The sequence below is a fragment of the Pantoea sp. CTOTU46764 genome (assembly GCF_031974595.1).
Classification (GTDB): domain Bacteria; phylum Pseudomonadota; class Gammaproteobacteria; order Enterobacterales; family Enterobacteriaceae; genus Pantoea; species Pantoea trifolii.
The window spans coordinates 11,435-33,470 of the sequence record NZ_DALYOQ010000032.1; the positions used below are offsets into that span (position 1 = coordinate 11,435).

The following is a 22,036-nucleotide window of genomic DNA, read 5'->3' on the forward strand; positions in this document are numbered from 1 at the left end:
GCAAACCGAGTTGGTGCGCAATCGCCGCCTGACGGAACGCCTGCTGGAGACCGAAGAGAGCGTCAGACGTGAAGTGGCGCGCGAGCTGCACGATGATATCGGCCAGACCATCACCGCGATTCGCACCCAGGCCGGAATCATGCAGCGCATCAGTCCTGAAAGTGGCGTGAAGCAGAGCGGCATGTTGATTGAGCAGCTGTCGCTGGGCATTTACGATTCCGTGCGCCGTTTGCTTGGGCGCTTGCGTCCGCGCCAGTTGGACGATCTTTCACTCGAGCAGGCTATTCGCTCGCTGATGCGGGAAATGGAGCTGGAAGGGCACGGCATCATCAGCCACCTTAACTGGCACATCGACGAAGCGCGACTGAGTGAAGCGCAGCGCGTCACGCTGTTTCGCGTTTGCCAGGAAGGACTCAATAACGTGGTGAAACACGCCAGCGCCCGCGCGGTGACGCTGCAAGGCACATTGCAGGACGAGCGATTGCTGCTGGTGATCGAAGATGATGGCTGCGGCTTACCGCTGGGTTCCCCGCAGCAAGGTTTTGGCCTTGCCGGCATGCGCGAACGCGTCACGGCGCTCGGCGGCTCGCTGGGGATCTCCTGCACCCACGGCACGCGCGTTAGCGTCACGTTACCGCTGCGCAATGGATAACCAATATGATGTTCAGATTTCTCAAAGCGCCCGCCAGCGCGCAGCCGATCGGGGATAAAGCGACCATTGATGCTCGCTATCGCTACTGGCGGCGCCATATCATGATCACCATCTGGCTCGGCTATGCGCTGTTCTATTTCACCCGTAAAAGCTTCAACGCCGCGTCGCCGGAAATTCTGGCGGCGGGCGTGATGACGCGCACGGATATCGGCCTGCTGGCGACGCTGTTTTACATCACTTACGGCCTGTCGAAGTTTTTCTCTGGCATCGTCAGCGACCGCTCTAACGCGCGCTACTTCATGGGCATCGGGCTGATAGCGACAGGCGTGGTGAATATTCTGTTTGGCTTCTCCACGTCGCTGTGGGCTTTCGCCGTGTTGTGGGTGTTAAATGCCTTTTTCCAGGGATGGGGATCGCCGGTCTGTGCGCGTCTGCTGACCAGCTGGTTTTCCCGCACCGAACGCGGCGGCTGGTGGGCGCTGTGGAACACAGCACAAAACGTTGGCGGTGCGCTGATCCCGATGATCGTCGGTGCCGCCGCGCTGCACTATGGCTGGCGCGCCGGCATGATGATCGCGGGCGGACTGGCGATCGTCGCCGGTATTTTTCTCTGCTGGCGCCTGCGCGATCGCCCGCAAACCGTGGGTTTACCGCCGGTCGGTGACTGGCGCCACGATGCGCTGGAGATCGCCCAGCAGCAAGAGGGCGCAGGGCTGAGTCACAAACAGATCCTCGCCAAATATGTGCTGCTCAACCCTTACATCTGGCTGCTGTCGCTGTGTTACGTGCTGGTTTACGTGGTGCGTGCCGCGATTAACGACTGGGGCAATCTCTATATGTCCGAGACGCTGGGCGTGAATCTGGTGACGGCCAACTCGGCGGTGACCATGTTTGAACTCGGTGGCTTCGGTGGCGCGTTAGTGGCGGGATGGGGATCGGATAAATTGTTCAACGGCAATCGTGGCCCGATGAACCTGATCTTTGCCGCCGGCATTTTACTGTCAGTGGGATCGCTGTGGCTGATGCCGTTTGCCAGCTACGTGATGCAGGCTGCGTGTTTCTTTACCATCGGCTTTTTTGTCTTCGGCCCGCAGATGTTGATTGGCATGGCGGCGGCGGAGTGTTCGCACAAAGATGCGGCGGGCGCGGCGACCGGATTTGTGGGTCTGTTTGCCTATCTGGGCGCATCGCTCTCCGGCTGGCCGCTGGCGCGGGTGATCGATGTCTGGCACTGGAGCGGCTTTTTCGCGGTCATCGCCTGCGCGGCGGGCATTTCGGCCCTGCTGCTGTTGCCGTTCCTGCATGCTCAAACGCCGCGCCAGCGCGAGGAAGTGTGATGTATCCCTGCTTTTTGCGCTTACATCGACAAAACTAAGAAATTTTCCCGGTTGCGCCGGGCAGTTGTCTCAGGCCGAAACCGCTGCTGATTTTTACAATGCCTGCCATCACGCAGGTCATTAATCAGGAGCACTCCATGCTGGCTTTCTTAAATCAGGTGCGCAAGCCGACCCTGAATCTGTCGCTCGAAGAGCGGCGCAAGATGTGGTTCAAACCCTTTATGCAGTCCTATCTGGTGGTCTTTATCGGCTACCTGACCATGTACCTGATCCGCAAAAACTTCAACATTGCGCAGAACGACATGATCACCACCTACGGACTCAGCATGACCCAGCTGGGGATGATTGGGCTCGGCTTCTCCATCACTTACGGCGTCGGTAAAACGCTGGTCTCCTATTACGCCGATGGGAAAAATACCAAGCAGTTTCTGCCGTTTATGCTGATCCTCTCAGCAATTTGCATGCTGGGCTTCAGCGCCAGCATGGGCGCCGGTTCAGTGAGTTTGTTCCTGATGATCACGTTTTATGCACTGAGTGGGTTCTTCCAAAGTACCGGCGGCTCCTGTAGTTACTCCACCATCACCAAGTGGACGCCGCGTCGTAAACGCGGCAGCTATCTCGGCATGTGGAATATTTCGCATAACCTCGGCGGCGCAGGTGCAGCCGGTGTGGCGCTGTTTGGTGCCAATTACCTGTTCGATGGGCATGTAGTCGGCATGTTTGTGTTCCCGTCACTGATTGCGCTCGTGGTCGGTTTTATCGGTCTGCGCTACGGCAGTGATTCACCTGAATCTTACGGTCTGGGCAAAGCCGAGGAACTGTTTGGCGAAGAGATCAGTGAAGAGGACAAAGAGACCGAAGATCAGGCGATGACCAAATGGCAAATCTTTGTCGAGTACGTGCTGAAAAACAAAGTGATTTGGCTGCTGTGCTTCGCCAACATCTTCCTGTACGTGGTGCGCATTGGTATCGATCAGTGGTCGACGGTGTATGCTTTCCAGGAGTTGAAACTGTCAAAAGAGGTGGCGATTCAGGGCTTCACGCTGTTTGAAGTCGGTGCGTTAGTCGGCACGCTGCTGTGGGGCTGGTTGTCGGATCTGGCGAATGGTCGTCGTGCGCTGGTGGCATGCGTGGCGCTGGCGTTGATTATCGCCACGCTTGGTATCTATCAACATGCCAGCAATCAGTATGTTTATCTGGCGTCGCTGTTTGCCTTGGGCTTCCTGGTGTTTGGTCCGCAGCTGTTAATTGGCGTTGCCGCTGTCGGCTTTGTGCCGAAAAAAGCCATTGGCGCCGCCGATGGCATCAAAGGCACCTTTGCTTACCTGATTGGTGACAGCTTCGCCAAGTTAGGCTTGGGAATGATCGCCGATGGCACGCCCATCTTTGGCTTAACCGGTTGGGCCGGGACCTTTGCGGCGCTGGATGCCGCCGCGATTGGCTGTATAGCCTTAATGGCGATGGTGGCGGTGTTTGAAGAGCGTAAGATTCGCCGTGAAAAGCGTCTGCAACGGTTGAAAGCAGCATGATGTCTAGCCCCGGTTTTCACCGGGGCTTTTTCGGGCGATAAATCCTGCTGACCTAAAACAAATTCATACGCAGGGGAATGGACGATTTTAGCTGCTGCACTACTTCCTCACAAAAGTAACCACCTTGTTACAGTCCTCGCGCAGATTGCCGATAACTCCCCTCAGAATCATTCCAATTTTTGAACCACATTTTTCCGTTTCTGGGGTGTCTATGCGCTTCAATTATGACTTGTTACCGGGTGAGCTGCTGACCTTCGAAGAGATTGCCCTGCGCTACACGCAGCAGCATCCCGACGAGAAAGAGCTCACCGCACGCGGGTTGCTGAGCCCGTCGACCAGCTTTCGCAATTTGGTTATCCGCGCGCTGTTCGCGCAGGAGGAGATCAACAGCCCGATCGAGGATCTGCTGTTTGTCTCGGACGACAACGAGCGCAAAAATTATCTGCGTCGCTTTGAGCACTACCTGAAAAACCAGCAGGCGTTTCTCTACTTCCGGCGCAACGACGAAGCGCGCAAAGAAGGGCGCTGGAAAGTGGTCGGCGAAACCCAGGTGTTTGCCATGCTCGATCCCAATTCGGCAGCGGCGCAGAATCTGCTCAACAGCCGGGGCTTTAAGCTGGTGCTGATGCGGCAGACCGAAGAGGATGAGTATTGGCAGCTGTTCGATGCGCAGGCGCATCCGTGCTTCCCGCTGTCACGCAAAATCCAGTTTCTGGTGGTGCTGAGCACGCCGCAATACAAAGTACCGAGCGGCGTGATGCCCGGCACCGAAGTCGGACGCCGCGTTAAGGCCAAAGTGCTGCAACGAAGCAGCCAGGCGGAGTTCACCTCGGCGGTGAAAGCGCGCTACGGCGCCTGCATTATCACCGGCACGCAGCTGACCGAACGTCACAGCTGGCCGTGGGTGGAAGCCTGCTACATCGACATGCAAGAGAATGAAGAGGGCTTTCTGGCGGATAACAGCGCAGATAACGGCTTATTCCTGCGCAGCGACCTGCAACGGCTGTTTATCAACAAAATGATAAGCATCAACGCGGAAACCGGTCAGGTGCTGTTTAATCCTGCGCTGGAAACTGAAGCGTTGATTACCCCTTTTTATCAGGCACTTGAGGGCAAAGTTTGCGCATTATGGGACGCGGTGCCGCCTGGCACGCGGGAAAGACTGCGTAATTTGCGCTAACGCCCGCGCGGATGGCGGTGCGATCCACCGCCATCCATAACAAATTTGAAATAACCTCGCTTTTGCCCGCCTATTCTGCCAATCAAAACCCCTACAGAATTGGATAATCATGCCGATAACTTTACTAACGCAGGGTAGTCAACGTGAACGATCTCTATACCGCCGATGGCGTGATGGATAAACATTCGCTCTGGCAGCGCTACGTTCCTCTGGTGCGGCATGAAGCGCTGCGCCTGCAGGTACGTTTGCCAGCCAGCGTTGAGCTTGACGATCTGCTGCAGGCCGGTGGCATTGGCTTATTGAATGCCGTGGAGCGCTACGATGCGCTACAGGGCACCGCCTTTACCACCTACGCCGTGCAGCGTATCCGGGGAGCAATGCTGGATGAACTGCGCAGTCGCGACTGGGCACCACGCAGCGTACGCAGAAATGCGCGCGAAGTAGCAGGTGCCATGCATCAGGTAGAACAAGCGTTGGGGCGCTCGGCTACTGAGCAGGAAGTGGCTGAGCGCCTGAATGTTTCGCTGGAGGAGTATCGGCAGATTCTGCTCGATACCAACAACAGCCAACTCTTCTCCTACGACGAGTATCGGGAAGAACACGGCGACAGTGCGGAGCTGGTGACGGAGGGGCATGAGGAAGCCAACCCGCTTCATCAGTTGTTGGAAGGAAACCTACGTGACCGCGTAATTGAAGCGATTGAGGCGTTGCCTGAACGTGAAAAACTCGTGCTCACACTGTACTACCAGGAAGAACTGAACCTGAAGGAGATTGGCGCGGTGCTGGAAGTGGGGGAATCCCGCGTCAGCCAACTGCACAGTCAGGCGATCAAACGCCTGCGTGCCCGATTATCGGGGGCGCGCTAACAGTCTCAGTTCCTGGCGATCGAAAAAAACAATAAAACCGGGGACTCAGCAATGGGAGCCAAAGTTAAAGCCAGACCGTTAAGTCGCTATCTTAAAGACTATAAGCACAGCCAAAGCAATTGTTCACACTGTGGCAAAGTTTTAGATCGTATGGCGTTAGTCTTTCGCGGCCAGATCATCAATAAAGAGGCCATCGCACGTATGGACCAAATGATTGACGATCAGGTGTGGATGAAACTCCAGCCAGAATTGACCGCCTTGTGTCGTTTCTGCAGCGATATATTTTGTAATACCCATCCGAATTACTTCGACATTATGGCGTTTAAGCAATACCTGTTTGAGCAGACCGAGATGAGCCACAGTACCATACGTGAGTATGTGGTACGTTTGCGTCGGCTTGATGACATGCTGAAGGCGAAAAATTTCCCGGCCGATCGTTTACGGGGCAATAGCTGGCATGAGTGTCTGGAGAACGATCTGCCTGATGCGGGTAATAACAATTACCGCATCGCACTGCGCAAATATGACCAGTTTTTAGGCTGGCAGCAGGGCTGATGGTGAATCCACCCTTGTTGTTGTCGAGCATGACAGCAACAAGGGCAGCACGCGGTGAATTCCGGGTGCGACTTTTCTCATCTTCTGCAACACTGTATGGATAACTGCACATTGCCCGAATGGAGGCTGCATTGTCCTTACATCTTCTGCACCAGTTCCCACGTCTTGAATTACTCGGTGCACCTACGCCGCTTGAGCATTTGCCACGGCTTTCTGACTACCTGGGTCGCGATATCTTTATTAAGCGCGATGACTTCACGCCGGTCGCTCTCGGCGGTAACAAACTGCGTAAACTCGAATTCCTGGCTGCGGATGCGCTGCGTGAAGGCGCGGATGTGCTGCTGACGGCGGGCGCTATTCAATCTAACCATGTGCGTCAAACCGCAGCGGTAGCGGCGAAGCTCGGCCTGAAGTGCGTGGCGCTGCTGGAAAACCCGATTGGCACCACGTCAGAAAACTACCTCAGCAACGGCAATCGCCTCATGCTCGATTTGATGGATGTGGAAATCGTCATGGTTGATGCGCTGCACAATCCCACTGAACAGCTGGCCGCTCAGGCCGAACACCTCGAAGCGCAGGGATTCCGCACGTATATTGTACCGGTCGGCGGTTCCAATGCGCTCGGTGCGCTCGGTTACGTTGAGTGCGCGCAGGAGATTGCCCATCAAAGCGAAGGCGTGGTGGATTTTGCCGCAGTGGTGGTGGCTTCCGGCAGCGCCGGCACGCACGCTGGTTTGGCGATTGGTCTGGAGCAATTGCTGCCAGAAACCGAGCTGGTTGGCGTCACCGTATCGCGCAAAGTTGAGGCGCAGTTGCCGGTGGTGGAACGCATTCGTAGCGCGTTAGCCGAGCAGCTGGAAGTGCAGGCCAAAGCACCGATCACCTTGTGGGATGATTACTTCGCGCCGCGTTACGGCGAACCCAACGAAGAGGGCATGGTGGCGGTGAAACTGCTGGCGCGCCTGGAAGGCATCATGCTCGATCCGGTGTACACCGGCAAAGCGATGGCGGGATTAATCGATGGTATTGCGCAAAATCGCTTCCGTCGCGAAGGTCCGCTGCTGTTCGTGCATACCGGTGGATCGCCGGCGTTATTTGCTTATCACCCTTCGGTCTGAGACAGAACGTAAAAACGGTTTATAATCCGGCGGTTATTCAGAAGAGGTCGCCATGCATGGCGACCCTACAAAGCACACAACAACACATCACAATAAATGGGGTAAACATGATTTTCTCTCCTATTCGTCGCCAAATGGTGATGGGCATGATGGCGGTCGCGCTGGTTGCGGGCGTTAACGTTAAATCCTTCGCCGCAGAAGATTTGCTGGCAAAAGTAAAGAGTAAAGGCGAGCTGCGCGTCGGTCTGGAAGGCACTTATCCGCCGTTCAGTTTTCAGGATGAAAAAGGCCAGCTGACCGGCTTCGAAGTGGAGTTCGCGCAGGCGCTGGCTCAACACCTTGGCGTGAAAGCCGATCTGCGTCCGACCAAATGGGACGGCATGCTGGCGTCGCTGGATTCCAAACGCATCGACGTGGTGATCAATCAGGTCACCATCTCGCCAGAGCGTAAGAAAAAGTATGACTTCTCTACGCCGTACACCATTTCTGGCGTGCAGGCGCTGACGCTGAAGAAAAACGCGGCCACCGTCACCAAGCCAGACGATCTGGCAGGCAAGAAAGTCGGCGTCGGCCTCGGCTCCAACTACGAGCAGTGGCTGAAGGATAACGTGCCGAAAGCCGATGTGCGTACCTATGATGATGACCCAACCAAATATCAGGATCTGCGTTCAGGCCGTTTAGACGCCATTCTGGTGGACCGCTTAGCGGCGCTGGATCTGGTGAAGAAAACCGGCGACACCATGGCAGTAGCGGGCCCGGCCTTCTCGCGTCTGGAATCAGGCGTAGCGCTGCGTAAAGGCAACGACGATCTGCTGAAAGCGATCGATTCTGCCATCGCGGACATGCAGAAAGATGGCTCGCTGAGCAAACTGTCTGAGAAATGGTTCGGCGCGGACGTCACTAAATAATGCAGGAAAGCTTACAACTGGTGCTGGATTCAGCACCATTTTTACTGAAAGGCGCGCTGTTCACGCTGCAGCTGAGTATCGGCGGGATGTTCTTCGGCCTGATACTTGGCTTCGTGCTGGCGCTGATGCGCCTGTCGCACTTCTGGCCGATCAACTGGCTGGCGCGCATCTACGTGTCGATTTTTCGTGGCACGCCGCTCATCGCTCAACTGTTTATGATCTATTACGGTCTGCCACAGTTTGGTATCGAGCTGGATCCGATTCCGTCGGCGATGATTGGTCTGTCGCTGAATACCGCCGCTTACGCTTCTGAATCACTGCGTGGCGCGATTGCCTCGATTGAACGCGGGCAGTGGGAAGCCGCGGCCAGCATTGGCATGACGCCGTGGCAAACGCTACGCCGCGTAATCCTGCCGCAGGCCGCGCGCACCGCGCTGCCGCCGCTGGGCAACAGCTTTATCAGCCTGGTGAAAGATACCTCGCTGGCCGCCACCATTCAGGTGCCGGAGCTGTTCCGTCAGGCGCAGCTGATCACCTCACGGACGCTGGAAGTGTTCACCATGTATCTGGCGGCCTCGCTGATTTACTGGGTGATGGCGACCGTGCTATCGGCGTTGCAAAACCGCCTTGAAGCGCATGTGAATCGACAGGATCGGGAGGGCAAATGAGTGCAATTGAAGTCCGTCAGCTGGTGAAACAGTTTCACGGCCAGACGGTGCTGCACGGCATCGATCTCGACGTGGCACCTGGCGAAGTGGTGGCCATTATCGGGCCGAGCGGTTCCGGTAAAACCACGCTATTGCGCAGTATCAACTTGCTGGAAGTGCCGGAAAGCGGACGTATTAAAGTCGGTGATATCGCCATTGATGCGGCGCTCGGCCTCAATAAGCAGAAGCAGCTGGTGCGCCAGTTGCGTCAGCAGGTTGGCTTTGTGTTCCAGAACTTCAATCTGTTTCCGCACCGCTCTGTGCTGGAGAACATCATTGAAGGGCCAGTGATCGTCAAGGGCGAACCAAAGGCGGAAGCCATCGCGCGGGCGCGCAGTTTGCTGGAGAAAGTGGGATTGCACGGCAAGGAGCAGAGTTTCCCGCGTCGTCTCTCGGGCGGACAGCAACAGCGCGTGGCGATTGCGCGCGCGCTGGCGATGCGTCCGGAAGTGATTCTGTTCGATGAGCCGACGTCGGCTCTTGATCCTGAGCTGGTGGGCGAGGTACTCAACACCATTCGCGCGCTGGCGCAGGAGAAACGCACCATGGTGATCGTCACCCATGAGATGAGCTTTGCGCGCGACGTCGCGGATCGCGCCATCTTTATGGATCAGGGACGCATCGTGGAGCAGGGCGCGGCAAAGGCGCTGTTCAGTAATCCGCAGCAGGCGCGTACCCGGCAATTTCTCGACAAGTTTTTGAACCAGTGATTTAAACGGCAGGTCACCATTAATGGCGACCCTACGAAGACCATGCGCATCCTGCACGCTACATCGTAGGGTGCGCATTCATGCGCACCGCTTAACCGCTCATCGATATTTCTACTCAATTGCAAGACGTACATTAAAGAAATAACCGGTTTTTACTCATTATCTGCTGGTCTTTATCTCTCGGTTTTATCCTAAAGTTAATTTCAGAATTAAATATAACGCATTGAATTTAATGATAAATTAACTTTATTTCGCCTTAGTGCTTCCGAGATTTTCCTTATTAGGAAAGTCCTGATTGAGACATCTTTGTAAATATAAATAATTCTTTACAAATTCATGGCGCAATTAGGACACAGCAATGACGACTGCCAGGAAAGAGGTCCTCTGGATCAACACGCTCAAAGGGGGCTGTATTTTGATGGTGGTGTTACATCACTCCATCATCACCACGTTCGCGCCTTCGCTGCATCACCTCACCGCTGGACTGCTGCCCGCACACTGGTGGGTGGCATTTAACACCTATCTGTCACCGCTGCGCATGCCGGCCTTCTTCTTTGTCTCCGGTTTGCTGGCCGCCAGTTCCATCACCAAAAAAAGCTGGAAAGAGGTGTTTACCAAGAAGTTCAGCAACATCGTCTACCTCTACCTGCTGTGGGGCGTGATTCAGTGGTTAAGTATTCACTACATCTCCACCCACCTCGGGGAGCGGCTCTCCAGCACTAAAAACGCCGCCTATGCGGACACGCCGTTTGAGTTCGTTAAGCTGCTGATGACCTCGATGACGAGCCTGTGGTACCTCTACGCGCTGGCCGGATTCTTCCTGTTCACCAAGCTGTTCCACAAACAGAAGCTGGCCTTAATGGCGCTGGCGATTGTCGCCACCTACGCGGCACAATTCAGCCTGATTCCCGGCTGGGGACCTGCCAGCGTGGCGCAGAACTATCTCTACTTCCTGCTCGGCGTGTTCTTCAGCCAGGCGTTGATTGAGTTGAGTGAGCTGAAGCGTCAGCACTGGTTGATGCTGGGCGGCATTGCGCTGATCGGTCTGCTGCATCATGTCGGTGGCATCTACAAAAATCCGTTCTACAGCCTGCTGACCATCGTGTTAGGCATTGTGCTGTGCCGCTTCCTCAATGAACGATTCAATATGGCGTGGCTCAACTGGATTGGCCGCAACACGCTGCAAATCTACGTGCTGCACCGCATCTTTATTGAGCTGCTGGGGCTGAGTTCGATCGTGCTGGCGGTGCATTATGGCTGGTTTGACAATACCGCCTTTAGCTGGGTATGGGCGCTGTTGATGCCAATTACCGGCGTTGCGTTGTGTACCAGTATTTCTCTGCTGGTGTGGACGCTGCTCAACCGGGGGCCGGGCCGCATGCTATTTCTCTATCCGCGCCTGTTGCGTAAATCTGCGCTCGAAAGCAAAAGCGCGCCGCAGCAATAATTTAATCGGGCCAGTTTTTTTGGTCCTGATTTTGTTTGTTATTCGGTCGCCATTAATGGCGACCCTACAACTTCCGCGTTACCACAACGCTAATATTCACGCTTATCCATTTGCCACATTAAATAATTCTTTATTTAGGATTTGAATTTAATCTGGCATAAGAAAGGGTGGATTGTTCTTAATTTCCCTGCGCGACACCGCTCACACTTATTTTACTTAATAACCTTCTAGTGACTCTAATTAAGGCAAATTTCCTTAGCCTGCTCAAGGTTCTATTTTTGTCTGGATGTGTAAAGTATTGTTATATCAGGACCACAAAAAAACATTTAGGACTTTCGCTACATCATGCCTTCGCCCGCTGTTTAATAATCGTTGAATAATCATAAATGCATCAACGCTTATTTCCTCAACCTTCTCCTTAAGACCTACACAGCAACAGCAGCGGGAGTCATCATATGAATAACGCCAGGAAAGAAGATATCGCATGGATAAATACCCTCAAGGGAGCCTGCATATTACTGGTGGTGTTGTATCACACCGTATTACCTGGATTCGAAGGTACGGTTAAATTATTGACGGCGGGTTGGATCCCCGCAGAAATATGGGTGCAGTTTAATACCGTATTGTCGCCGCTGCGTATGCCAGCGTTTTTCTTTGTTTCGGGTTTATTAGCTACCAACGGTATTTTAAATCGGCCGTGGAAACAGGTGTTTACCAGTCGCATCACTAACCTGTTTTATCTCTATATTCTGTGGGGCTTTATTCAATGGTGGTCGATTGTTGGCATCTCAACCGAGATCACCGGACAGCGTATTTCGCAGAACCTCAATGCGGCGTATGCCGGTTCGCTGCTGGAGTTCTTAAAGCTCACGTTCCTCGCCATGAGCACCTCGTGGTATCTCTACGGCTTAGCGCTCTATTTCCTGTGCGCCAAGATCTTTAAACAGCAGAAAGTGGCGTTGCTGGTGGTGGCAATTGCGTTGAACTATCTGGCGGTGGAGAAGATCATTCCGTATTGGGGACCACAGAGCGTGGCGCAGTATTTCCTGTTCTTCCTGCTGGGGGCGTTCTGGAGCCCAATGATGCTGCGTCTCAGTGAATGGCGTCGCGACAACATTGTGCCCTGGGCGATCCTGGCCGCGGTATCTGGCCTGCACGTCATCTTTGGGTTGGATAAGAGTTTGTTCCTGTGCATCCTTGCGGTGCTGTTCAGCGTGGCGGCGTGTCGCTGGCTCAATGCACACTTCAAGATGAGTTATCTGAACTGGGTTGGGCGTAACACGCTGCAAATCTACGTGATACACCGCATCTTCATTGAGTTCTTTGGTATGTCAGCGATTCTGTTCGCCCAGCGTCATCACCTGTTTGAGCAAGCGTGGTTCTCGATACTGTGGGCCTGCTTCTATCCGCTGGCGATTGTCGGGATCTGTTCGCTGTGTTCGGTTGCGGTGTGGCAAGTGACCAATCGTGGATTGGGGCAGTCCTTGTTTGTGTTTCCAACGCTGATTGGGTTGAAGCGGAATAAGTCTGCGGCATAAGAAAAGGTCGCCATGAATGTGGCGACCTTAAGTTGTTACTGTTAACCGATGGTCATCAAACTCGCATTACCGCCCGCGGCGGCGGTATTGACGCTCAGTGAACGCTCTATCAGCAAACGCTCCAGCAGCAGATTGGTTTCGCCTCGGGCAAAGCCCTGCACCGAAACAATCGCGCCATCGCGTGCCGCCACCTGCTCACACAAACTGCGCAGCTGATCGGCATCACCGTGATAAATCACTGCATCAAACTCCGCCGCCAGCGCATCCTTCACCAGCTTGATGTGCGCCTGCACCTCCGCCGGTAAAGACTTACGCAGCGCACGATGAAGCTCATCATCCTGCCAGATGGCCTGACTGCCGACGCTGGTTACTGCCGCCAACTGCGTCAGCGCATCTTCTGCGTTATCGGCGATGCACAGCACATGTTCGCGCGGCAGCAGGGTGAAGGTGTTGCGCTCGCCGGTTGGGCCCGGCAGCAGACGCACCGTACCGGCCTGCGCCAGCTCGTCGTAACGCTGACACAGTGCCAGCAGCTCAGGCTTATCCTGCGCCCATTGCTGCAAGGCCTGATGCGCACGCATCAACTCGGCACGCACCGTGTTGTCAACCGGACGCTCAGCATCCTGACGATCAAAGGTGATGCGCAGCGCGCCGTCTGGACGATTGGCCAGCAGGCGATACAGATAGAGTGGGCCACCGGCTTTTGGACCGGTGCCCGACAAACCTTCGCCGCCGAACGGCTGCACACCAACCACCGCGCCAACCATATTGCGGTTCACATACAGGTTGCCGACTTTAGCGGTCGCCGTAACCTGCGCGATAGTTTCATCGATACGCGTATGCACGCCGAGCGTCAGGCCATAACCCGACGCGTTAATCTGCTCAACCAGCTGCGGCAAGTTGTTACGCGAGAAACGCACTACGTGTAGCACCGGACCAAACACCTCTTTATCGAGATCGCTGACCTGATCCAGCTCAATCAGCGTTGGCTTAATGAAGGTGCCGCTGTTCCACTCTTTGGTGTCCTGCGGATTCTCCTGCGCCGCCTGATACACCTTGAAGCCCTTATTACGCAGCGCCTGAATATGACGCTCGATATTGGCTTTGGCTTCGGCATCAATCACTGGGCCTATGTCAGTCGAGAGACGTTCCGGGTTGCCCATGCGGCACTCCGCCATCGCGCCACGCAGCATTTTCAAGGTGTGATCGGCCACATCATCCTGGATGCATAACAGACGCAGCGCCGAGCAGCGTTGACCGGCGCTATCAAACGCTGAGGCAACGATATCGACAACCACCTGTTCGGTGAGCGCTGAGGAATCCACGATCATCGCGTTCATGCCGCCGGTTTCGGCGATCAGCGGCGTTGGACGACCCTGAGGATCAAGACGACCGGCCAGATTGCGCTGCAGCAGCGTTGCTACCGCCGTTGAACCGGTAAACATCACACCGCGCACGCGTTCGTCGCCAGTCAGTTGCGCACCCACGGTTTCGCCCTGGCCTGGCAACAGTTGCAGCACGCCTTTCGGAACGCCGGCATCCAGCAGAATTTGCACCGCCTGCGCGGCGATTAGCGGAGTTTGCTCCGCCGGTTTCGCCAGCACGCTGTTACCGGCTGCCAGCGCAGCGGCAACTTGTCCGGCAAAGATTGCCAGCGGGAAGTTCCACGGACTGATGCACACTACCGGACCCAGCGGGCGATGGGTTTCATTATCGAAATCGTCGCGTACCATGCCCGCGTAGTAGTAGAGGAAATCGACCGCTTCACGCACTTCGGCGATGGCGTTGTTGTAAGTTTTACCGGCTTCACGCACCAGCAAGCCAATCAGCTGCTGCATCTGTCCTTCCATCGCTTCGGCAGCACGCTCCAGAATTGCGGCGCGCTCCTGCGGCGGCGTGGCGAACCAGATTGGACCGGCATTGACTGCTGCATCCAGCGCGTCCGACACTTCGGCTTCGGTGGCTTCACGCACGCTGCCCACCACGTCCGCTGGCGCGGCAGGGTTGAGCACTGGACGGCTGACGCCTTCACCTAATTTACCTTCCACCAGCGGCTGAGCAATCCACGGCTGGCTGGCGCTGTTAAGCAGGGCGCTGGAGAGTGACGCCAGACGATGTTCGTTGGCCATATCCAGACCAGCGGAGTTGGCGCGCTTGGCACCATACAGATCGCGCGGCAGCGGGATTTTCGGATGCGGTAAACCCACCGCACCTTCCGCGACGCCCATCTTCTCCACGGCAACCACTGGATCGGCGACCAGCTCATCCAGCGGCAAGGTGTTATCGGCAATGCGGTTAACGAACGAGGTATTGGCACCGTTCTCCAGCAGACGACGCACCAGATACGCCAGCAGCGTTTCGTGGGTGCCAACCGGCGCATAAATACGGCACGGACGATTCAGTTTGCCATCGGCCACTTTACCGACAACCTGCTCGTACAGCGGTTCACCCATGCCGTGCAGGCACTGGAATTCGTACTGGCCCGGATAGTAGTTGTTGCCCGCCAGCTGATAGATCGCTGCCAGCGTGTGCGCGTTGTGGGTAGCAAACTGCGGATAAATCAGGTTCGGCACCGCCAGCAGTTTGCGTGCGCAGGCCAGATAAGAGATGTCGGTGTACACCTTGCGGGTGTAAACCGGATAGCCTTCCAGGCCATCAATCTGCGCGCGCTTGATTTCGCTGTCCCAATACGCGCCTTTCACCAGGCGGATCATCAGGCGGCGACGGCTGCGCTGCGCCAGGTCGATCAGCGAATCAATCACAAACGGACAGCGCTTTTGATACGCCTGAATCACAAAGCCAATGCCGTTCCAGCCTTCCAGCTCCGGCTCGAAGCAGAGTTTTTCCAGCAGATCGAGCGACAGCTCAAGGCGGTCGGCTTCTTCCGCATCAATGTTGATACCGATGTCATACGAGCGCGCCAGCAGCGTCAGGGATTTGAGAATGGGATAAAGCTCGTCCATCACGCGTTCATACTGCGCGCGGCTGTAGCGCGGATGCAGCGCCGACAGTTTAATCGAGATGCCCGGACCTTCATAAATACCGCGACCATTCGACGCCTTGCCGATGGCGTGAATCGCCTGCTGGTAGGACACCAAATAGGCTTTGGCATCGCTGGCGGTCAGCGCCGCTTCGCCCAGCATGTCGTAAGAGTAACGGAAACCTTTCTCTTCCAGTTTGCGCGCATTCGCCAGCGCTTCAGCGATGGTTTCACCGGTAACAAACTGTTCGCCCATCAGGCGCATCGCCATATCCACGCCTTTACGGATCAGCGGTTCGCCGCTCTTGCCGATAATGCGATTAAGCGAACGTGACAGGTTAGCTTCGTTGTGGGTGGAGACCAGACGGCCGGTAAACAGCAAGCCCCAGGTGGCGGCGTTGACAAACATCGACGGGCTGCGGCCGAGATGCGACTGCCAGTTGCCGTTGCTGATCTTGTCGCGGATCAGCGCATCACGCGTTGGCTTATCCGGAATACGCAGCAACGCCTCCGCCAGACACATTAGCGCCACACCTTCCTGTGAGGAGAGCGAGAACTCCTGCAGCAAGCTTTGCACCATGCCCGCGCGGCCGGTTGCACCTTTCTGGTGCCGCAACTTGTCGGCGAGGCTGTAAGCCAGCTGATGAGTTTTCTCTGCCAGCGGGGCAGGGAGGCGCGCTTGCTCCAGCAGCATCGGCACGGCGTCGGTCTCAGGACGACGCCATGCGGCAGTGATCGCTGAACGCGTTACCGACTGCGGCAAAATATGTTCTGCGAAGTCGAGGAAAGGCTGCAGTGACTCTTCTGGCACGCCTTCATCACCCAGCGCATCGATTACCTGTTGCGGGATCTCCGGCACGGATTCACCGGCTTCCAGCTGCTCCAGATAGTTAAAAATGGCCTGCTTGATCAGCCAGTGTGATGTGCGGTCCAGTTTCTGTGCTGCCAGTTTAATGCGATCGCGGGTGGCTTCATCCAGCTTCACCCCCATGGTAGTGGTTCCCATGATGTCCTCGTCCTCGAAAAAGTGATTCATCGCTTGCGTGGCAGCAATATCACCTATGTTGCAACTTTGTGCAACCAATGTTGCTGGGCGGTCGCCATGAATGGCGACCCTACGAAGCCAGGCGTTTTCTGTAGGGGCGCCATTCATGGCGACCGAGGTGCAACCTTAGTGTGATCGAGTGCAACCTCTGGGCAGAAAAAAAGCAGCATTAGTGTCACCAATGTGACAGCTGTGTTAAATGCATTGTGCGCGCCGCACCTTTGCGGCAGGATACCGCGCCTTAAGAGAAATCGCTTTCTCTGGATGCGGTCAAATCATGCCGTTGCCCCGTTCCGGCAGCGATGATTAGAAGATTTCTCTTAGTGGATCAAATAATAAGTGGAGAGTCAGATGAGTATAAGTACACCGATGTTGGTGACCTTTATCGTTTATATCCTTGGGATGGTGTTAATCGGTTTTATTGCTTACCGTTCAACCAAAAGTTTTGACGACTACATTCTCGGCGGACGCAGTTTAGGTAGCGTGGTCACCGCGTTGTCTGCCGGTGCGTCCGATATGAGCGGCTGGTTATTGATGGGCTTGCCGGGCGCGATTTTCCTCTCCGGTATTTCAGAAAGCTGGATCGCCATCGGCCTGATTATTGGCGCATGGCTGAACTGGCGCATCGTTGCGGGACGTCTGCGTGTCCAGACCGAGCATCACGACAATGCGTTAACCCTGCCAGACTTCTTCTCCAGCCGTTTCGAGGACAACAGCAAACTGCTGCGCGTTATCTCGGCGGTGGTGATTCTGATCTTCTTCACTATCTATTGCGCTTCTGGCGTGGTCGCCGGTGCGCGTCTGTTTGAAAGCACCTTTGGCATGGATTACCAGACCGCGCTGTGGGCCGGTGCCGCAGCCACCATTCTGTATACGCTGGTGGGCGGTTTCCTCGCGGTGAGCTGGACCGATACCGTGCAAGCCAGCCTGATGATTTTCGCGCTGATTCTGACGCCGGTGATTGTGATTGTCGCGGTCGGTGGCCTGGATGAATCGATGGCGGTGATTGAGGCGAAAAGCCTTGAGAATCTCGACATGCTGAAAGGGCTGAACTTTGTCGCGGTGATTTCGCTGCTCGGTTGGGGCCTCGGCTACTTTGGCCAGCCGCATATTCTGGCGCGCTTTATGGCAGCCGATTCGCATCACACCATCCGCACTGCGCGTCGCATCGGCATGATCTGGATGATCCTGTGTCTGGCGGGTGCGGTTGCCGTCGGCTTTTTTGGTATCGCTTATTTCCAGAACCATCCAGAGCAGGCGGCTAACGTAAGCCAGAACGGCGAGCGCGTGTTTATTGAGCTGGCGCGTATTCTGTTCAACCCGTGGATTGCCGGAATCTTACTCTCTGCGATTCTGGCGGCGGTGATGTCTACGCTGAGCTGTCAGCTGCTGGTGTGCTCCAGTGCCCTGACCGAAGACTTGTATAAAGGCTTCCTGCGCAAAAATGCCAGCCAAAAAGAGCTGGTGTGGGTAGGGCGCTTAATGGTGCTGCTGATTGCGTTGATCGCTATCGCGCTGGCGGCCAATCCGGAAAACCGCGTACTCGGCTTAGTCAGCTATGCGTGGGCGGGCTTCGGTGCCGCATTCGGTCCGGTGGTGTTGTTCGGCGTGTGCTGGAAGCGTATGACGCGCAACGGTGCGCTGGCCGGTATGGTGGTGGGTGCGCTGACCGTGTTGCTGTGGAAATCCTACGGCTACACCGATTTGTACGAAATCATTCCTGGCTTCGCCTTTGCCAGTATCGCAATTGTGGTGTTCAGCCTGCTGGGTCGTGGCCCATCTGAAGCCGCGCAGCAGCGTTTTGCCGCAGCCGAAGCCGAATATCAGAGCAAATAACCCGTAGGGTCGCCATTCATGGCGACCTCATTCCGACATCGCTAAAAACCCAGGTGCGCATCAATGCGCACCTTACAAAACCCCTTCACCAACCCGCAAAATCAAAATTAATTTCCCGCTGTGACTTGTATTTCTTCTTGCGATAATGATAATCGATATCGTTCGCACTTTACGTTTTTTTACCCAAGCTTTACTCTTCTTAAAATTCAAGAGGTTGGTGATGTTCGTTCCCTTTCTCATCATGCTGCGCGAAGGTCTGGAAGCAGCGCTCATCGTCAGCCTGATTGCTAGCTATCTCAAACGTACCCAGCGCACCCAATGGTTTCCCGCCATGTGGGCTGGCGTATTTATTGCTGCCGCACTCTGCCTAGCGTTGGGCATCTTCATCAATGAAACCACCGGTGAGTTCCCGCAAAAACAGCAGGAGCTGTTCGAAGGCATTGTCGCGGTGATTGCCGTGGTGATCCTGACCTCGATGGTGTTCTGGATGCGCAAAGTCTCGCGCAATATCAAAGCCACGCTGGAAAAGTCGGTTGATCAGGCGCTGCAGAAGCAGGGTAGCAGCGGCTTTCCGCTGGTGCTGATGGTGTTTCTGGCGGTGGCGCGTGAAGGGCTGGAATCAGTATTCTTCCTGCTGGCCGCCTTCACTCAGGATGTCGGGTATGCGCCGCCGCTCGGCGCGGTGCTCGGCCTGGCAACCGCTGTAGCGCTGGGCTTTTTGCTCTATTACGGCGGTATTCGCCTCAACCTCGCGCACTTTTTCCGCTGGACCAGCTTGTTCATTTTGTTTGTTGCTGCCGGATTGGCCGCCGGTGCCATTCGCGCCTTCCATGAAGCTGGGTTGTGGAATCACTTCCAGGCTGTGGCGTTTGATATGAGCAACACGCTCTCAACGCACTCGGTATTCGGCACGCTGCTGGAAGGGATTTTGGGCTATCAGGAAGCGCCAAGCGTCAGCGAAGTGGCGATGTGGCTCATCTATATTATTCCAGCGCTACTGCTGTTCTTCTTCCCGGCGCGACCTTCGATCAACGCGGCGCGTACCACTCGCTGAAATTAAATCAGGCGCGATTGCGCGCCTGTTCTTCCATGTAACAGGGATATCACTATGACGATTCGCTTCCGCCGTAAGGCGCTGTTGGTTGCTATGCTGGCGCTTTCCGGTGCCGCTTCTGCTGCTGCCGTCCCGCAAGTCACGGTTACTGTGACCGACAAGCAATGTGAGCCGATGTCGCTCAACGTGCAGGCCGGTAAAACCCAGTTCATCATCAAAAACAACAGCCAGAAAGCGCTGGAGTGGGAGATTTTGAAAGGAGTGATGGTGGTGGAAGAGCGTGAAAATATCGCGCCAGGCTTCAGCCAGAAACTGACCGCCAATCTGGAAGCGGGCGAATATGACATGACCTGCGGCCTGCTGAGCAACCCGAAAGGCAAGTTGGTCGTCAGCGGTGATGCGAAGAAAGCGGCATCCGGCAAACCGGATGTGCTGGAACTGGTTGGCCCTATCGCCGACTACAAAGTCTACGTGATGAACGAAGTGAAAGCGCTGGTGGCTGGCACCCAGGCGTTTACCGATGCGGTGAACGCCGGTGACGTCGAGAAAGCCAAAGCCTTGTATGCGCCAACGCGCGTGCATTACGAGCGTATCGAACCGATCGCGGAGTTGTTCTCTGACCTCGATGGCAGCATTGATGCCCGTGAAGATGACTTCGAGAAGAAAAACGAAGATCCGAAATTCACCGGTTTCCATCGCCTGGAAAAAATCCTGTTCGCCGATAACACCACCAAAGGTGCCGAAGAGTTCGCCACTAAGCTGAATCAGGATGTGATGGATCTGCAAACCCGCATCAGCGAACTGGCGTTCCCACCGGCGAAAGTGGTCGGCGGCGCGGCCGGTCTGATTGAAGAAGTGGCCTCCAGCAAAATCTCGGGTGAAGAAGACCGTTACAGCCGTACCGATCTTTCTGACTTCCAGGCCAACATTGATGGCGCGCAGAAAATTGTTGATCTGCTGCGTCCGCTGCTGCAGAAAAACAATCCGCAGCTGCTGGCGAAAGTGGATGCCAACTTCAGGAAAGTGGACGGGATCCTCAGCAAATATCGCACCAAAGACGGCTTTGAGTCGTACGAAAAACTGACCACCGCTGACCGTAACGCGCTGAAAGGCCCGATTACCACGCTGGCGGAAGATCTCTCTCTGCTGCGTGGAACCTTGGGTCTCGACTGATCATGAGTGATAAAAATGACGCGGCGCAGCCGTCGCGTCGTCGATTATTGCAGGGATTAGGCATGTTGGGCGGCGCGGCCGCCCTCGGCGGCGGTTGTCCGTTCCACACGGCAGCCGCCGACAGCTTCTCTCCCGGCACGGTTGCACCCAATTCGCGCCAGCAGGCGCAACCTTTTTACGGCGATCATCAAGCCGGGATCGTGACGCCGCAGCAGGCCTCGATGATGCTGGTGGCGTTTGACGTGCTGGCCAGCGATAAAGCCGAGCTTGAACGCCTGTTCCGCTTACTGACCGAGCGCTTCGCGTTTCTCACGCAAGGTGGACCCGCGCCTGCAGTCACCAATCCGCAGTTGCCGCCAATGGATTCGGGAATTCTCGGTGCCGATATCGCACCCGATAATCTCACCATGACCTTGTCGGTGGGCACCTCGCTGTTTGATGAGCGCTTCGGCCTGAGCAAGCACAAGCCGGTGCAACTGCAAACCATGACGCGTTTTCCCAACGATTCGCTGGATGCTGAACAGTGCCACGGCGACCTGCTGCTACAGATTTGCGCCAACACGCAGGACACGGTGATTCACGCGCTGCGCGATATCATCAAACGTACGCCAGATCTGCTGGCGGTGCGCTGGCGTCGCGACGGCTTTATTGCCGACCATGCGGCGCGCAGCAACGGCAAAGAAACGCCGATCAACCTGCTGGGATTCAAAGATGGCACCGCCAATCCTGATACGCATAATCCAGCGTTGATGAACCAGCTGTTGTGGGTTACCGACGAGCAGCAGGAACCGGCATGGACGCGTGGCGGCAGCTATCAAGCGGTGCGCATCATCCGTTTTCATGTCGAAATGTGGGACCGCACACCGCTCGGTGAGCAGCAAACCATCTTTGGCCGTGAGAAGTTATCGGGTGCGCCGCTTGGCATGAAAAACGAGCATGACGTACCGGATTACAGCAAAGATCCCGATGGTGATTTGATTGCGCTGGATGCCCATATTCGTCTCGCCAATCCACGTACGCCGGAGACCGATAGCAGCTTGATGCTGCGGCGCGGTTACAGCTATTCCAGCGGTATTACCGGATCGGGTCAGCTGGATATGGGTTTATTGTTTGTTTGTTACCAGCATGATTTAGCCAAAGGCTTTATTACCGTGCAGCAGCGCCTCAATGGCGAAGCGCTGGAAGAATATATTCGCCCGATTGGCGGCGGATACTTTTTCGCGCTGCCGGGCGTGGCGGATAAAAACCATTATCTCGGGCAATCTTTACTGCAGGCCTGATTAATAAATGAGCAGCGCCTGCGTAAGCTAGCGATACGCAGGCGCGTTTGTTAAACATTCCTTAAACTTTACGCTGGATGCAGCCGCTTCCGAATGTTCCTAAAAAGTTCTACCACCCGCC

At 55.6% G+C, this 22,036-nt stretch carries 17 protein-coding genes; 16 read left to right on the forward strand and 1 reads right to left on the reverse strand.

The features are described 5' to 3' along the window. The 12 genes from RTM06_RS12495 to RTM06_RS12550 all read left to right on the forward strand — a co-directional run. Positions 1-652: histidine kinase (locus RTM06_RS12495; RefSeq protein ID WP_312182547.1), on the forward strand; the 652-nt coding region annotated here is incomplete at its 5' end. 8 nt (positions 653-660) lie between these two features. Further along, positions 661-1,989 carry an MFS transporter gene (locus RTM06_RS12500; RefSeq protein ID WP_312182583.1) on the forward strand — a complete coding sequence of 443 codons (1,329 nt, stop codon included), beginning with the start codon at positions 661-663 and terminating at the stop codon, positions 1,987-1,989. Positions 1,990-2,126: 137 nt separating this feature from the next. Next, a complete protein-coding gene (gene uhpT / locus RTM06_RS12505) occupies positions 2,127-3,518 on the forward strand; it encodes a hexose-6-phosphate:phosphate antiporter (RefSeq protein ID WP_256696734.1) in 1,392 nt (463 codons plus the stop codon). Positions 3,519-3,729: 211 nt separating this feature from the next. Further along, positions 3,730-4,698: an HNH endonuclease signature motif containing protein gene (locus RTM06_RS12510; protein ID WP_312182550.1), complete on the forward strand. Its 969-nt coding sequence runs from the start codon at positions 3,730-3,732 to the stop codon at positions 4,696-4,698. Between the two features lie 143 nt (positions 4,699-4,841). Beyond that, positions 4,842-5,564 carry an RNA polymerase sigma factor FliA gene (locus RTM06_RS12515; RefSeq protein WP_007891379.1) on the forward strand — a complete coding sequence of 241 codons (723 nt, stop codon included), beginning with the start codon at positions 4,842-4,844 and terminating at the stop codon, positions 5,562-5,564. A 51-nt stretch (positions 5,565-5,615) separates the two neighbouring features. Further along, positions 5,616-6,119: a flagella biosynthesis regulatory protein FliZ gene (fliZ, locus tag RTM06_RS12520; protein WP_007891377.1), complete on the forward strand. Its 504-nt coding sequence runs from the start codon at positions 5,616-5,618 to the stop codon at positions 6,117-6,119. 119 nt (positions 6,120-6,238) lie between these two features. Beyond that, complete coding sequence (locus RTM06_RS12525; protein WP_409455799.1) at positions 6,239-7,237, forward strand: D-cysteine desulfhydrase; 999 nt, start codon at positions 6,239-6,241, stop codon at positions 7,235-7,237. Between the two features lie 107 nt (positions 7,238-7,344). After that, positions 7,345-8,145, forward strand: coding sequence for a cystine ABC transporter substrate-binding protein (gene tcyJ / locus RTM06_RS12530; protein ID WP_256696731.1), 801 nt, complete (start codon positions 7,345-7,347; stop codon positions 8,143-8,145). After that, positions 8,145-8,813, forward strand: coding sequence for a cystine ABC transporter permease (gene tcyL / locus RTM06_RS12535; protein WP_008105335.1), 669 nt, complete (start codon positions 8,145-8,147; stop codon positions 8,811-8,813). Before tcyJ ends, tcyL begins: the two co-directional genes overlap by 1 nt. Continuing rightward, complete coding sequence (tcyN, locus tag RTM06_RS12540; protein WP_312182556.1) at positions 8,810-9,562, forward strand: L-cystine ABC transporter ATP-binding protein TcyN; 753 nt, start codon at positions 8,810-8,812, stop codon at positions 9,560-9,562. Before tcyL ends, tcyN begins: the two co-directional genes overlap by 4 nt. Before the next feature lie 358 nt (positions 9,563-9,920). Further along, the gene (locus tag RTM06_RS12545) at positions 9,921-11,009 is read left to right on the forward strand and encodes an acyltransferase family protein (RefSeq protein WP_312182558.1); all 1,089 of its coding nucleotides are present in this window, start codon (positions 9,921-9,923) and stop codon (positions 11,007-11,009) included. A gap of 455 nt (positions 11,010-11,464) precedes the next feature. Beyond that, on the forward strand, positions 11,465-12,547 hold the full coding sequence (locus RTM06_RS12550; protein WP_265297619.1) for an acyltransferase family protein: 1,083 nt from the start codon (positions 11,465-11,467) through the stop codon (positions 12,545-12,547). 41 nt (positions 12,548-12,588) lie between these two features. Here RTM06_RS12550 and putA read toward each other — a convergent pair whose 3' ends face one another. After that, the gene (putA, locus tag RTM06_RS12555) at positions 12,589-16,533 is read right to left on the reverse strand and encodes a trifunctional transcriptional regulator/proline dehydrogenase/L-glutamate gamma-semialdehyde dehydrogenase (RefSeq protein WP_312182562.1); all 3,945 of its coding nucleotides are present in this window, start codon (positions 16,531-16,533) and stop codon (positions 12,589-12,591) included. Between the two features lie 390 nt (positions 16,534-16,923). Between putA and putP the strand changes: the two genes are divergently transcribed. The 4 genes from putP to efeB all read left to right on the forward strand — a co-directional run bounded on the left by putP (position 16,924) and on the right by efeB (position 21,915). Beyond that, positions 16,924-18,408 carry a sodium/proline symporter PutP gene (putP, locus tag RTM06_RS12560; RefSeq protein ID WP_256696726.1) on the forward strand — a complete coding sequence of 495 codons (1,485 nt, stop codon included), beginning with the start codon at positions 16,924-16,926 and terminating at the stop codon, positions 18,406-18,408. Positions 18,409-18,628: 220 nt separating this feature from the next. Continuing rightward, positions 18,629-19,462 (forward strand): iron uptake transporter permease EfeU, encoded by an 834-nt coding sequence (gene efeU, locus RTM06_RS12565; RefSeq protein ID WP_256696725.1) that lies wholly within the window; start codon positions 18,629-18,631, stop codon positions 19,460-19,462. Between the two features lie 54 nt (positions 19,463-19,516). Continuing rightward, positions 19,517-20,635 (forward strand): iron uptake system protein EfeO, encoded by a 1,119-nt coding sequence (gene efeO, locus RTM06_RS12570; RefSeq protein ID WP_312182566.1) that lies wholly within the window; start codon positions 19,517-19,519, stop codon positions 20,633-20,635. Positions 20,636-20,637: 2 nt separating this feature from the next. After that, entirely contained in the window at positions 20,638-21,915 is a 1,278-nt protein-coding gene (efeB, locus tag RTM06_RS12575) for an iron uptake transporter deferrochelatase/peroxidase subunit (RefSeq protein ID WP_312182568.1), read from the forward strand. Positions 21,916-22,036 lie beyond the last annotated feature (121 nt).

Coding starts and splice junctions, on each gene's coding strand:
- putP (WP_256696726.1), top strand. CDS start 16,924: ATGAGTATAAGTACACCGATGTTGGTGACCTTTATCGTTTATATCCTT.
- efeO (WP_312182566.1), top strand. CDS start 19,517: ATGACGATTCGCTTCCGCCGTAAGGCGCTGTTGGTTGCTATGCTGGCG.
- tcyL (WP_008105335.1), top strand. CDS start 8,145: ATGCAGGAAAGCTTACAACTGGTGCTGGATTCAGCACCATTTTTACTG.
- tcyJ (WP_256696731.1), top strand. CDS start 7,345: ATGATTTTCTCTCCTATTCGTCGCCAAATGGTGATGGGCATGATGGCG.
- putA (WP_312182562.1), bottom strand. CDS start 16,533: ATGGGAACCACTACCATGGGGGTGAAGCTGGATGAAGCCACCCGCGAT.
- RTM06_RS12525 (WP_409455799.1), top strand. CDS start 6,239: ATGGAGGCTGCATTGTCCTTACATCTTCTGCACCAGTTCCCACGTCTT.
- fliZ (WP_007891377.1), top strand. CDS start 5,616: ATGGGAGCCAAAGTTAAAGCCAGACCGTTAAGTCGCTATCTTAAAGAC.
- RTM06_RS12510 (WP_312182550.1), top strand. CDS start 3,730: ATGCGCTTCAATTATGACTTGTTACCGGGTGAGCTGCTGACCTTCGAA.
- RTM06_RS12500 (WP_312182583.1), top strand. CDS start 661: ATGTTCAGATTTCTCAAAGCGCCCGCCAGCGCGCAGCCGATCGGGGAT.
- efeB (WP_312182568.1), top strand. CDS start 20,638: ATGAGTGATAAAAATGACGCGGCGCAGCCGTCGCGTCGTCGATTATTG.
- tcyN (WP_312182556.1), top strand. CDS start 8,810: ATGAGTGCAATTGAAGTCCGTCAGCTGGTGAAACAGTTTCACGGCCAG.
- RTM06_RS12550 (WP_265297619.1), top strand. CDS start 11,465: ATGAATAACGCCAGGAAAGAAGATATCGCATGGATAAATACCCTCAAG.
- efeU (WP_256696725.1), top strand. CDS start 18,629: ATGTTCGTTCCCTTTCTCATCATGCTGCGCGAAGGTCTGGAAGCAGCG.
- RTM06_RS12545 (WP_312182558.1), top strand. CDS start 9,921: ATGACGACTGCCAGGAAAGAGGTCCTCTGGATCAACACGCTCAAAGGG.
- uhpT (WP_256696734.1), top strand. CDS start 2,127: ATGCTGGCTTTCTTAAATCAGGTGCGCAAGCCGACCCTGAATCTGTCG.